At 38.1% G+C, this 12,654-nt stretch carries 12 protein-coding genes; 5 read left to right on the forward strand and 7 right to left on the reverse strand.

The window, feature by feature from the left end; translation table 11 throughout:
- Window positions 1-232: 232 nt before the first annotated feature.
- Together arfB and MCBB_RS02550 are read right to left on the reverse strand one after the other, a co-directional pair.
- Entirely contained in the window at window positions 233-928 is a 696-nt protein-coding gene (gene arfB, locus MCBB_RS02545; RefSeq protein ID WP_071906294.1) for a 2-amino-5-formylamino-6-ribosylaminopyrimidin-4(3H)-one 5'-monophosphate deformylase, read from the reverse strand.
- Window positions 929-1,033: 105 nt separating this feature from the next.
- Window positions 1,034-1,510, reverse strand: coding sequence for a DUF1947 domain-containing protein (locus MCBB_RS02550; RefSeq protein WP_071906296.1), 477 nt, complete (start codon window positions 1,508-1,510; stop codon window positions 1,034-1,036).
- Between the two features lie 151 nt (window positions 1,511-1,661).
- On the opposite strand from MCBB_RS02550, the gene MCBB_RS02555 reads away from it, so the two are divergent.
- The 5 genes from MCBB_RS02555 to MCBB_RS02575 all read left to right on the forward strand — a co-directional run bounded on the left by MCBB_RS02555 (window position 1,662) and on the right by MCBB_RS02575 (window position 5,993).
- Entirely contained in the window at window positions 1,662-1,904 is a 243-nt protein-coding gene (locus MCBB_RS02555; RefSeq protein WP_071906297.1) for an LSm family protein, read from the forward strand.
- A gap of 92 nt (window positions 1,905-1,996) precedes the next feature.
- Entirely contained in the window at window positions 1,997-2,179 is a 183-nt protein-coding gene (locus MCBB_RS02560) for a 50S ribosomal protein L37e (RefSeq protein WP_071906298.1), read from the forward strand.
- A 40-nt stretch (window positions 2,180-2,219) separates the two neighbouring features.
- Window positions 2,220-3,110: a toprim domain-containing protein gene (locus MCBB_RS02565; protein ID WP_071906299.1), complete on the forward strand. Its 891-nt coding sequence runs from the start codon at window positions 2,220-2,222 to the stop codon at window positions 3,108-3,110.
- Window positions 3,111-3,172: 62 nt separating this feature from the next.
- Window positions 3,173-4,573: an amidophosphoribosyltransferase gene (gene purF, locus MCBB_RS02570; RefSeq protein WP_071906300.1), complete on the forward strand. Its 1,401-nt coding sequence runs from the start codon at window positions 3,173-3,175 to the stop codon at window positions 4,571-4,573.
- A 208-nt stretch (window positions 4,574-4,781) separates the two neighbouring features.
- Window positions 4,782-5,993, forward strand: coding sequence for a U32 family peptidase (locus MCBB_RS02575; protein ID WP_071906302.1), 1,212 nt, complete (start codon window positions 4,782-4,784; stop codon window positions 5,991-5,993).
- A gap of 386 nt (window positions 5,994-6,379) precedes the next feature.
- Here the strand turns inward: MCBB_RS02575 and MCBB_RS02580 are convergent, their stop codons facing one another.
- The 5 genes from MCBB_RS02580 to MCBB_RS02600 form a co-directional block, all read right to left on the reverse strand.
- Complete coding sequence (locus MCBB_RS02580) at window positions 6,380-7,792, reverse strand: MATE family efflux transporter (protein ID WP_071906304.1); 1,413 nt, start codon at window positions 7,790-7,792, stop codon at window positions 6,380-6,382.
- Between the two features lie 109 nt (window positions 7,793-7,901).
- Window positions 7,902-8,342: a MarR family winged helix-turn-helix transcriptional regulator gene (locus MCBB_RS02585; protein WP_071906305.1), complete on the reverse strand. Its 441-nt coding sequence runs from the start codon at window positions 8,340-8,342 to the stop codon at window positions 7,902-7,904.
- A gap of 400 nt (window positions 8,343-8,742) precedes the next feature.
- Complete coding sequence (locus MCBB_RS02590; RefSeq protein ID WP_071906306.1) at window positions 8,743-9,723, reverse strand: calcium/sodium antiporter; 981 nt, start codon at window positions 9,721-9,723, stop codon at window positions 8,743-8,745.
- Window positions 9,724-9,843: 120 nt separating this feature from the next.
- Window positions 9,844-10,296 (reverse strand): hypothetical protein, encoded by a 453-nt coding sequence (locus MCBB_RS02595; protein WP_071906307.1) that lies wholly within the window; start codon window positions 10,294-10,296, stop codon window positions 9,844-9,846.
- A gap of 621 nt (window positions 10,297-10,917) precedes the next feature.
- A complete protein-coding gene (locus tag MCBB_RS02600) occupies window positions 10,918-12,273 on the reverse strand; it encodes a B12-binding domain-containing radical SAM protein (protein ID WP_071906308.1) in 1,356 nt (451 codons plus the stop codon).
- Window positions 12,274-12,654 lie beyond the last annotated feature (381 nt).

Raw genomic sequence — 12,654 nt, forward strand, 5'->3', positions numbered from 1 at the left:
TTATTACTTTTTTCTAAATTTCTAAAAAAAAACTTTAATCTAAAAAATAAATTTTAAGGTTCTAAAATTATTTAATTCAACTTATTTTATAAATTAGATTATAAAAAAAATTCTAAAATAATGATTTGACTTAAAAATTGGAATTAAAAAATGGATTTTATTTTTAACAGGATTTATCCTTAGGATCTATCTCTAAAATCTCTCTTTAAAAGATTTAGTTTGAGAAAAAGATTTAGTTTGAGATGGCCTCCTTAATATCCATCACAACACTCTCAACAGCATCCTCAAGGAGTTCTTTTCCAAGTTCCTTGTCCACACAGACGCCCTTCTTCTCAACTTCAAGGGCTCCCTTATTGATACCTTCTTCAGCTGCACGCGCCTCATCAAGGCCCACCATTCCAACTTCAGGATACTTTTCAAAGTTGCAGTGTTTGTAAACACGTTTTTCATCTAAAAAACCAAGAAAAGCGGCCATTGAAAGTTCTCCAGTCCCTGCATGTGGGCCTTCTATCTCAACCACGCGGTTGTTGAAGATGATCTCAAGGTCCAGATTCCCTTCAATATCTTTAATGTGATCTATGATGGGCACGTTGCCGCCGTGGCCATTTACAAGAATCACCTTCTTGAGATCCAGGCATTTCTTTGCGGATCTCAGTGCTGGTTTCAGCTCACCTTCCACCAAGTCATCCACAGACAGATGATAGCCATGTTTCACGTAATCGTACTCTGTGGCAGCGTATAATATTCCCAGGAAGGTTGCCCCTGTTTTTAATGATGCCTGAAGTGCAATATGTGCTGCTATTTTGGAATCTGTGTCAATTGGAAGGGCAGCTCCATGGTTCTCACGGTGGGATCCAACTGCAAGCACACCTACGCCGTGAACATGGGGTGAAATGACGTTTCCAGATGAGTATCTGAGTTTTACCATTGAAACACCTTTAAAATTCTTTAATTCTTTTAATTCCGTTAATCAATTTGCAACGTGGTTAGTCATTTAAGTTCATCATTAGTATCATTGTGATTTGATTCATCATTAAATCTCAAGGTTCCATATGTCATCGCCAATGTAATGCAGGCTTTTCACGGCCTTTCCCTCACGGTTTTCAATCATTTCAGTCCCAGATATTAAACTTCTTCCAACTGCAAGGGGCTTTTTATGACTTTCTTCAACGATAACAACGAGATTTCCTTCTTCTATTGATGGATCTGCATCCACTATACCTGGTGACATCACATCTGCACCCTTTGCAACGAATTTAACAGCACCCATATCCACCACAACGTAACTGGATTTTATGTCCATTTTAAGGGCGCCCTTGACTGTTGGAAGGGGTTCATCATCCAGCATCATCACCAGGGGTTCTCCATCAACCAGGAGAATGTCTGGAAGGTCAGTTTCAATGATTTCAACTTTGCTTTTTGGCTTTATTAGTTCTGCGTAGTCACCGAGTTTTTCCTGAACTTCCTTGAGTTTTTTCTTTTTAAGATAGTACCTTTTTTTGATCTTCAATTTAAAACACACCTTATTGATATATAAGCTTTGATGACAAATATTATTTCCTAAATAAACTCTAATTAAAACTTTTATAATACATTATTTAACAACGCATACATTTAAATATAAATCAAACCAACATTGAAGTTATAGGAAAGGTGATATTGTGAATGCACAGAAGAATGTGAATACATCAAGACCACTTGATGTGTTAGGTAAATCATTAAACTCCCAAGTACTCATTAAACTCAAAGGTGGAAGAGAATTTAGAGGAGCTCTCAACAGTTTTGACATGCATATGAACTTAGTCTTGAACGACGCCGAAGAATTAGAAGATGGCGAGTCCGCAAGAAGGTTAGGGGTTGTCCTTATAAGGGGCGACAACATAGTTTATATATCACCAGGATAGAGTAAGTAACCTACAACTTATACTATTCTGATCTAATTTCTGATCTAAATACAAATTTTTTTAAATTGCAATTTTATTGGAGGATTGAATAAATGAAAGGAACACCATCATTTGGTAAGCGTAATAAAAAAACCCATATCAGATGCAGGCGCTGTGGTAAAAACTCATACCACGCACGTAAAAAATACTGCGCAGCATGTGGATTCGGTAAATCCAAGAGGATCCGAAGTTACAACTGGCAGAACAAAAAAATCACAGGTTACAGGTTAAAATAGATTAACTGTGAATGGATTAACTGATATAGGTTGAAAAGATATGGATGCTGTAAATCCAATAGATGTCCGGATAATTGTGGAAGGTGCCTCTGATGTGGAGAAGGTTTCCAGGGCAATGCAGAACATAGCCCTCGGAGCGGAGTACCACATCACCATCTCCGCCATAATCCCAACAACCAACCCTGAAATAGCTAAAAAAGCAGTCAGGGGTGCGGATATACTTTTAATTGCAACGGATGTTGATGCACCAGGCAGGGAACTTGCAGATAAATTCCAGAAATGTCTTAAAAAGGAAGTGGGCCATATAGAAAGGATGAAACTTCCATTTGGACATGATGTGGAGTACATGGATCCCGTGATCATAAGAAACGAGATCAAAAACGCCATAATACGTGCAGGACTCATATCCATTGCCAACATACAGAAATACACAGAAATTGAGGAAAAACTCTGGGAATCCAAGGATAAACTCAAGGCACTCAAAGAAGAGAAAAAGGCCTTAACTGCTGAAAACCAGGAATTAATTTCTAAAAACAAGGAAATAGCAGAGTCAAAGGAGAAGTTCAGGGGAAAACTCAAGATCAGTGAAGACGAATTTAAAAATGTGAAGCAGAGATACGCAGATACAAAGAACAAGTATCAGATACTCAAGAATAAAGAGTTATTCGAAGCATTTCCATTGAATGAACTTTGGAAAGAAGCTTTTGATGAAGAATTAATTGATGAAGAACAACTTTATTTTATATCCAACGAATTTAAACCTGAAAAAATCGTTGTAGGTCAAGGTTACATTGTAGCACCTTCCAAGGAAGATGCCACAGGCTGGTTGAAGATAATCAGAACTGTTCTAATTTTTTATGATTCTAAAATAGATGACTTGAAGGAAGAGTTTGATGATGAAAAATTCAGTCCCAACCTACTCAAACAATAAATTTTGTGTGTTTAACTAATTTTGAACGGGTTTTTATTGTATAATATCAGGGAGAAGTTGAATTGCGGGATAAATGCGGTATTGTAGGAGCTTACTCTAATAAAAAATCCGATAATGTTTCAAGGTACATCTATTATGGATTGTACTCTTTGCAGCACAGAGGACAAGAATCTGCAGGAATATCTACCCATAACGGCAAGGAAATGAGCACGTACAGGGGAATGGGTCTTGTTTGTGATGTTTTTAACAATGGAAACATGGATGGTCTTGACGGAAATGTGGGCATAGGTCATGTAAGGTACTCAACAACTGGAAAATCAAAACTTGAAAATTCACAGCCATTCTACAGTGAATTTGAATGTGGAACCATTGCAATAGCCCACAACGGGGATATAATTAATTCAATGGAATTGAGGAAGGAGCTACAGCTTCTTGGTCACAAATTCAATTCAACAACAGATTCAGAAGTCATATTCCAGCTTTTATCCTTGGAGTACTCCAAGACTAGGGATATGGTCGAATCTGTTCGGAACGTTTCAAAACGGTTGATTGGTTCTTATTCTATTGTAATACTTGTAAATGATGATCTTATTGTTGTACGTGACCCCATAGGAATAAAACCCCTTTCTATGGGGAAATTAGATGATGTTACGATTGTGGCATCTGAAACTGTTGCTTTTGATGTTGTAGGGGCGGAATATGTTCAGGACATAGAGCCTGGTGAAATTCTTGTTATAAACGATGAAATAAAGAGTTACAAAATCTTTGAAGACAAGAAAATGCCTCGTGCACACTGTATGTTTGAATATGTTTATTTTGCACGTCCTGACAGTATTCTGGACGGTAGATCAGTTTATAACGTTCGTTTGAACATTGGAAAATCCCTTGCAAGACAGTTCCCAGTTGATGCTGATATCGTCATGCCAGTACCTGATTCTGCGATAACCGCAGCGATAGGTTACTCAAGGGAATCAGGATTACCTTACGGTGAGGGACTCATAAAGAACCGTTACATAGGAAGAACCTTCATCATGCCAACACAAGAGGAACGTGAAACCTCTGTAAGGCTTAAGATGAACCCTATAAAATCAGAGCTTGAAGGTAAAAGCATAGTGCTTGTTGATGACAGTGTGGTTCGTGGAACAACATCAAAATCCCTTGTAAAAGTTTTAAGGGATGCAGGGGTTAAAGAGATCCATCTCAGAGTGGGTTGTCCACCTATAACATCCCCTTGTTACTATGGAATAGCAATGGCAACCAAAAAAGAGTTAATAGCATCTGACAAGGAAGTTGAAGAGATAAGACAGATCCTGGGTGTTGATTCCTTGGGATACCTTGATAAACAATCCCTTGTGGAGTGTATAGGTCTTGGAAGGGATGAACTCTGTATGGGCTGTCTTACTGGAGAATATCCAACGACTCTGCCTGAAGATATTAAAGCATACGAGGCCAGTCGGTGTTAAAAAAACTTTTTTAGAACTTGAATCATAAAACAGCTCACACAACAAATCGGATTTTTAATGTTTATTTTTTTTAATTCACATTTTTTTTTAATTCTTTTTTAAACCAAAATTTTAAACTAAATACGTTCAAATTAAACACATTCAAAATTGGACTTATAAAACTCGGATCCACATAACTAAATATTCATTGTATATATTGGGTGTTAAAATGGTAGAACTTCTCTCTCCAGCAAGGGATTTTGCAGCACTGAACTCTGCAGTTAAAAACGGTGCAGATTCAGTTTACATAGGTATAAAAGGCTGCAACATGCGGGCCCACGTTGCAAACTTCAAAATTGAAGACATTAAAAGGGCTGCAGATATCTGTCATGAATCTGCTGTGAAGCTCTACATCTGCACCAACACCATAATGAAGGAAGATGAAATAGAACACCTTAAAGAGGTTATGCCTTTTATCAGGGATTCTGGTGCTGATGCAGTGATAGTTTCAGACCTTGGGGCGCTGAAGGTTGCACGTGAACATGATGTTCCAGTTCACATGAGTGTTCAGGCCAATCTGTCCAACACAGAATCATTGCAGCTCCTTGAAGAACTGGGAGTGGAACGTGCCATCCTCTCAAGGGACCTATCACTTGACGACATCAAACGTATCAAATCAGGGACAGCAATGGAGATCGAAACCTTCGTGCATGGGGCCATGTGTATGGCAGTGTCTGGAAGGTGCTTTTTAAGTTCACATCTATACGATAAGAGTGCAAACTGTGGTGAATGTCTCCAACCCTGTAGAAAAAGATGGAAACTACTATCTGAGGATGAAGAAGAGTTATCAATGTTTGTGTCAGAGGGATCGGTGCCTGACACAACTCATATCTTGAGTCCGCAGGATCTCTGCATGGTGGAACATGTTCCTGAACTTGTAGAATCTGGAATCGATGCATTTAAGATAGAAGGGCGTGCAAGACCTGCAGACTACGTTGCAACGGTTACAAAGGTTTACAGGGAAGCAATTGACATTTACAACACTGGATCGTGGGATGTCAACAGGCAGGAACGCATGGATGGCTGGATGTCCGAGCTTCGTAAGGTCTTCAACAGGGGTTTTGACACAGGATTTTACCTCAGAAAACCCTACAAAATTAGTGGATGCAACGAATCAACCCACAAAAAACAGGACGTTGGAGAGGTTGTGAATTATTACAGCAGGGTTTCTGCAGCAGAGATAAGACTTTGGAATGACCTTCAAGTGGATGATGAGGTCGTGATTCAGGGACCAACAACGGGTTCCCTCATCCAGAAGGTTGAGTCCATGCAGATAAATGGTGAAAACATTCAAAAGGGATTTAAAGGTCAGAATGTGGCTATTTCTGTTGTGGACAAGGTTAGGGCGAATGATTCTGTTTATAAGAGAATTAAGAAGTAAAACTTAAGGAAATTATCATTTACCACTTTAAAATGTAAAATAAGCATTCTTTTAATAATTTTTTTAGTAAAATATTTATTTAGGCTTTTTGAGATAATGAATTGGGATATAAATGCATAAAAACACTTTTTTCTGATAATAAATACCTCTTTAATTTTAATTCCCTTTTAAATTTAATAAAAATCTAATAGTTTATTAAACATTTAATTTTCACTTTTTAATTCATATTTAAAGTTAAAAATAGGATAAAAATAAAAACAGGATTAAAAAAATAGGATAATTAAATTTAAAATGATGGATCATCCAATTGATTTTATCTTAAAAAAGTTAATTTTAATGTGGTTGTGCATCCATCAGAGCATTTCATTAAATCTAATTTTCAAAGGTTAATTGGGGTTTGAATTCCCCTTCAACCTTCTTATGTACGTGTGAGCCCATGTGTATGCAACTACGCTCCCTACAATGTCTCCAGCGACGATTCCCCACCATACTCCCTGCTCTCCCAGGTCCAGGGGTATTGCCAGCAGGTATGCAAACACAACGATGAATGCCAGGTTCCTGAGGAGGGTCAGTGTGAGGGAGCTCATTCCCTTACCAACGCCCTGGAATATAGAACCCGACATCACTCCTGGTGGCATGAATATGTAGAAGAAACACATCACCTGGAGGAAGGCAGCAATGGTTGGTGCCAGTGATGCACTCTGTGGGGTGTAGGTAAATATCATGGCAATGTATGGTGCAAGCACATAGGTAAGAGCACTTGTAATGGCTGCAATGAATATTCCTACCTTTATGGAATATTTGTGTGTTATGGAGATGTTTTCGTATCTTCTTGCCCCGTAGGATACACCTGCAACTGTGATAACAGATGTTCCAACTGCTATTATTGGCATGGTTGCCATCATAACAACCCTCCATCCTGCAGAGTAAACTGCAACAGCATCTGTTCCAGCAACGAATACCAGGATACCGTTAAGGACACCTGCAAGCACAGACATGACAAAGAACTCTGCACTTGCAGGCAGACCAACATTTAAAATGTTCATTGTAACCTTCCTGTCTGGTACGAAGTCTTTCAATGAGAATGAAACGTAGGTATCCTTCTTAATGAAGAACCAGTAGATCATGACCATGGACACGAAGGCCATGGATATTACTGTACCCCATGCAGCTCCTGAAATACCCCAACCAGCCCAGTAAATGAGTATAGGGTCAAGGATCATGTTAAGGACTGAGGATACTGCCATTGCATACATGGTCCTTTTTGCATCTCCCTCTGCACGAAGCACACCATAAACTGCACCTGTAAAAAGCATAAGAATGGTTCCGCCGAAGGTGACCTGTCCGAACTGAACTGCAAGGTCTAACGTGCTTCCGGCACCCAGAAGTAAAAGTATGGGTTTTAGGAACACAAGCAGTAGCACAGTCAGAACAATGGATATGGCCATTGTAATGGGCAGTGTATGCATTGCAGCGTTGTTTGCACATTTTTTATCTTCTGCACCTATGTAACGTGCTATTGCAGATGCTGCACCTGCCCCCAGACCGTTGCTGAGTCCAATGAGCACCATGAATAAGGGTGTTACAAATCCCACTGCTGCAAGGGCATCTCCACCAAGACCGGCAACCCAAACTGCGTTGACCAGGTTGTAGAGGCTCATGAGGATCATTGAAACGATCATGGGTCCTGAAAGTTTGATTACTGCTTTTTTTGGGTCTCCCATGATAAGGGAGACTCCCGCGGTTTTGTCATCTCCTCCTGGAGAATTTTGATTTGTTTGTGATTGTTCTTTTTGCATTATATTTCACCAAAGAATAACTAAAATTGGTTTTAAGGTTTTTTTTTAAAAACTAGGATTGATCTTAAGGTTTTCTAGATATCTATCTGGAATTTTAAGCTTTTTAAGGTTAGCATTGTTTTTTAATTTTTTCAGTGCTGTTTTCAGCAAGTACGTTGAGGAATTCCATTAACGTGGTAATTTCATCTTCTCTAAGTCCTTCACACACAGTTTTTTCCCATTTTTCTTCGATACTTTTGATTTGTGGTATTATGTTTTCTCCTTTTTTTGTTAGGAAAAGGAGATATTTTCGACGATTTTTAGGGTCTGGTATGCGGTGTATAAGTTCATTATCTTCCAATTTTTTAACGGCACGGGCTATGGATCCCTTGTCTATCTGGAGCTTTTTTGCAATGTGATCTTGAGTGGTTCCAGGTTTGCGTGAAATCGTTATTAAACATGGAAATTGACCTCCTGTAAGATCTAAATCCTTTGTTTCTTTGTTGAGGTAGATAAAATGGTTACGGCTGATAATGGACAGAAGTCCTGGAAGTGGAATATCTGATTTCATGAGCTAACCTTTATTTTTTCCATTTAAGTGATTTTAAGCACTTCATGTGTTTTTGATGCATGTTTTATGTATGTACCTACTATGGATCACCAAGCATATAAATGTTGTCACGACAACAATTGTCACGACAACAATTATTGTTCATGATCCTTTAATTGAATTCAATGAAAATACAGAAGTATAAATCGTAAGTATACCTCTTAATAATAAGGGGAATGGGCTTTTTTTCATAAAAAGAAATAATTTTTAGTTTTATTTATTTAATTTTTTGAAGAGTTCAATTATTCAAGCCCCATTAACTCAACGCTTTTCTTTTAGAAGACTTCCAGTGTGTGTTCCGTAATTCTATCCATGCACTGGTTCATTTTTGCAATTAAAACATCTATCCATTGAAAAAACTTCACACTGAAAGGGATATCCTCACAGTTATATACACCAGATAGATTAACATCAAGACCAGTCCACCCCATCTCGTAAGTTTTTTCTTTTTTGCAGCCATTATAAGCAAGAGGGAAGTTACAATAATCATTACAGGTGCATCAAAGGTCACAGAAAGGGGTTCTACTGGAATTGCAAGGAAGAGTGATGGAACACCTATTCCTATGAGTATGTTGAACACGTTACTTCCAAGTACAGTCCCCATTGAAAGGCTGTGAAGTCTTTTCATTGCAGAACTTAAGGTCACAACGAGTTCTGGCGCACTCGTTCCAATTGACAGGGCAAAAAGTCCAACTATCATTTGTGGAACTTTTAACACATTTGCAATTTCCACGCCACTCCAAACCATAATTTTACAGCCAATTGCAAGCCCTATAATACCAACAATGCTTAATATGTAGTTTTTCTTAAGATCTGTATGTTCAATTTTATTTTTAACCTTATTTTCGACTTTTTCTTTTGTTTCATCCTCATTGTTGTGTTCTTTTTGTTTTTTTATCAGAATCCAGAAGTAAATGCAGTAGGTTATGATCATTATGATCCCGACTATGGCGTTTAACTGGGTCATGAATATCATGAAGAACATGAGAATCAAGGCGGTTAACAGGGTCATGAGGCCGTCACGCTTTAATTCCTCTTTTCCTGCCTTTATAAAGCCTGCAACAAATGCAGATATGCCCAGAATACCTGCAATGTTCCAGATGTTGGATCCAATAACCACACCAACTCCAATATCCGGTGTGCCGCTTGATATGGCTATGATGGCTGAACCAAACTCTGGCAGAGATGTTCCGACTGCTGAAGCTGTAACCCCTAAAATGGTCTGGGATATTCCTTTAGCTTCACCTACAGCAACTAAATTATCTATAAATATATTTGCCATTTTTATTACAATTATCAATGATACTACCATGGCTAAAACATAGATTACTACCATTTCCATAAATTCCACCAGATTTTTATAATTTTATAAGTTAAATGACAAGGATCAAGGGCTAGGAAATGTACTTCCGCCCTTCGTAGTTGACCATCATAAGTTTATATAAAAAAATAGTGAAAAGTATTATTTATAGTAAACTCCGAAAACAAACACACTTATCAATAAAACTCCAACTGCAATGAAGCTAACGTAAAAAGTTATTAAAGGATTTTCGCCTTTTTCCATGAGATTTCTCATAAGGGGTAAGTTGTACTGAACCCAAAACCAGAATCCAATCCCTATGCTGTTTAACTTAAGCCTTCGTTTTTCCTTCTGTATTGCCCTGTACTCAGCATCAAATTCCTTCTGGGGTTTGCTGCCCAGAAAACCAGATCCCAGTTTGTAAACCTGGGATATTTTAAGAACATCCTTGTAGTTTTCCCGGTATTTATGTGCTGCTTTACGCCAGCTTTCACGCTTAGCTTCCTCACTGCAATTTTTAACATCTGGTGAACAGTACCTTTGGTTGGGGGATTTAACCAGGAATGGATCACCACACCATTTACAGTACTTAACTGGAGTGTATTTCCTGTTCATATATGGGTCACCTTCAATGAAAGTGTTAGTTTTATTCAATCCAATTATATAAATTTCTTATCATTAAAAAGGGTTGGGCTGATTTGCCCTTTTTTTTAAGCCATGATTTTTTGATTTAACATTTTTGAGTAAATTTTCTTTAAAGAATAATCTTTCGCAACTTCAATCTAAATTGCTGGTTTTAAATCTTGTTTATGGATCTTTAATCTCCAATAACTAAGTGTCTTACAAGGAGCATGAGAGGGATCATAGCTAAAGCTCCACCAATGATGCAGATTGCCAGTATGTCCATTAGGTTACCTCCGTTAATTCATGTCAACATTAACCATCATAACTTTATGTGGAAAGGAGAACGGAGTTATTACAAGGACAGGGGTTATTACTTCTTTTTCGATGAATTTCATGAAATACAAAATTTTAGGATTTAGTTTAAAAAAATAATTCATTAAAACCATTTATTTTATATTTAAATGATTACTATTTTATATTTAACTTTATAAGATTTGAATAATAATTTATGGACTTTTTAGGCACATTAAAAATAGTTAATCTTAAATTTAATTTTTTGTAAAAATTCATATTCAATCTTTCAAAAAAAAAGAAATAAAATGGAAATGATCCTTAGATCACTTCCCTGATAACCGATGCAATGGTTTTAAGGAGCATTGGTCCGTCCATCCATGCCTGGCGCAGAATGTACCCTGGACGCAGGTAGAACTTGCGGAATGCTCTGTTCTGCATCTTTTTAAGCTCCTCAAGGGAACACTCCATTGTCTCGATGATGGGTGAGATTAGGGTGTACTTGGACCAGTCCCGAACCTTTATCAGATTCTTCTCAAGGGTCTGTTGGTAGAAAAGGGTTCCAGGATAGGGGGTGGCCAGGCTGAAAATTGCGTAGGAAGGTTTCAACTCCTTAACAAAGTTCACAGTTTTTGTTATACTTTCTTTGGTGTCTCCAGGCATTCCAAGCACCACAGAGGCTATGGTGCGCATTTTTTCTTTCCTTGAGATCTCGAAGGCACGTCTGATCTTTTCAACACTGGTTTTCTTGTTAACTTCATCCAGAACCTGCTGATCAGCTGATTCCACACCCATGAACATGGCGATACATCCAGCTTCCCTCATCTGTCTGATAACATCCTCGGATAATGTGTCCACACGGGCTGTGCATCCCCAGAAAACATCAAGGTTCCTTCTTTTGATCTCAGCACAGATCTCCTCAACCCTGCTCCTTTTCAGGGTGAAGGTGTCATCCATGAAGGCTATGGTTTCAACACCATGATCCTTCACAAGGTGCTCCATCTCATCCACAACGTTCTTAGGACTTCTCAAACGCATTTTAGATCCGTGAAGTGCTGCAGATGCGCAGAAAGAGCATTGCATTGGACATCCACGGCTGCTTATCATTGTTGCCATCTTCGCATCCATGTTAAAGAGTTTGTAATGGTCCATGGGGAGCAGATGCCTTGCAGGGAATGGTAAACTGTCTAGATCTGCAATAAGGGGGCGTATAGGTGTTACACTATTCTCAAAGGCTATTCCCCTAACTTCAGACAGATCTCCTCCTTTTTCAATGGTTTCAACAAGGTCAAGCATGGTGACTTCTCCCTCTCCCCTCACAACGATGTCAACAAAATCCTTTTCAAGAACTTCTTCGTAGTTGAAGCTTGGATGGTAACCTCCGAGAACTATCAAAGCATCTGGACATGCCTTTTTTGCAATTTCCGCAGTTTTCATGGCCTGATTTATGGTAGGGGTCAAGGCTGTCACTGCAACGATATCTGGGGATACCCTTTTTATTTCTTTTTCAAGGGATTCCCAGGTCATGTCAAGGGCTGAAGCATCTATTATGCTCACGTCAAAGTTGTTTTCTTCCAGAACAGCTGCCATGTAACTTATTCCAAGGGGTGGGGCCACAACTCCTATGAATTTGTATTTTGAATTTGTTTGTGGAGGATTTATGAACGTTATCCTCATTGTTACACCTCGATTCGATGAATTTAGTAATTTAATGGGTTATTTTTATTTAATGAACTGTGTCCCCTTAAAACCTTCGAATTTGGATTTCAGATAAAGTAATGATAATTTAGGGGAAATTTATTAACGATGTTGCAACAAAAAATAAGAGTTACATTTAAGTTGAGTAAATGTTTTCAAACGCTTAAATGTTTCAATAAATTGTAATTTAATTATTTGATGTATTTTTATTTCTTAAAAATAATAATCTCAAGTTTTTTTTCCGTGTTTAGGTGCCAGTTCATTAATTATCCATTTCAAATCTATTTCACAAAAAAATCAAGTTTTTAGGTTTTATATTTCACTGCACTGGTTTCTATTTTAAGAGATTCAACCCTTTCA

The sequence above is a fragment of the Methanobacterium congolense genome, from assembly GCF_900095295.1.
GTDB lineage: Archaea > Methanobacteriota > Methanobacteria > Methanobacteriales > Methanobacteriaceae > Methanobacterium_C > Methanobacterium_C congolense.

What these genes read in the sequence shown, in the direction of transcription:
- arfB (WP_071906294.1), bottom strand. Translation starts at nt 928, where the DNA reads ATGGTAAAACTCAGATACTCATCTGGAAACGTCATTTCACCCCATGTT.
- MCBB_RS02560 (WP_071906298.1), top strand. Translation starts at nt 1,997, where the DNA reads ATGAAAGGAACACCATCATTTGGTAAGCGTAATAAAAAAACCCATATC.
- MCBB_RS02565 (WP_071906299.1), top strand. Translation starts at nt 2,220, where the DNA reads ATGGATGCTGTAAATCCAATAGATGTCCGGATAATTGTGGAAGGTGCC.
- MCBB_RS02575 (WP_071906302.1), top strand. Translation starts at nt 4,782, where the DNA reads ATGGTAGAACTTCTCTCTCCAGCAAGGGATTTTGCAGCACTGAACTCT.
- MCBB_RS02580 (WP_071906304.1), bottom strand. Translation starts at nt 7,792, where the DNA reads ATGCAAAAAGAACAATCACAAACAAATCAAAATTCTCCAGGAGGAGAT.
- MCBB_RS02585 (WP_071906305.1), bottom strand. Translation starts at nt 8,342, where the DNA reads ATGAAATCAGATATTCCACTTCCAGGACTTCTGTCCATTATCAGCCGT.
- MCBB_RS02590 (WP_071906306.1), bottom strand. Translation starts at nt 9,723, where the DNA reads ATGGAAATGGTAGTAATCTATGTTTTAGCCATGGTAGTATCATTGATA.
- MCBB_RS02595 (WP_071906307.1), bottom strand. Translation starts at nt 10,296, where the DNA reads ATGAACAGGAAATACACTCCAGTTAAGTACTGTAAATGGTGTGGTGAT.
- MCBB_RS02600 (WP_071906308.1), bottom strand. Translation starts at nt 12,273, where the DNA reads ATGAGGATAACGTTCATAAATCCTCCACAAACAAATTCAAAATACAAA.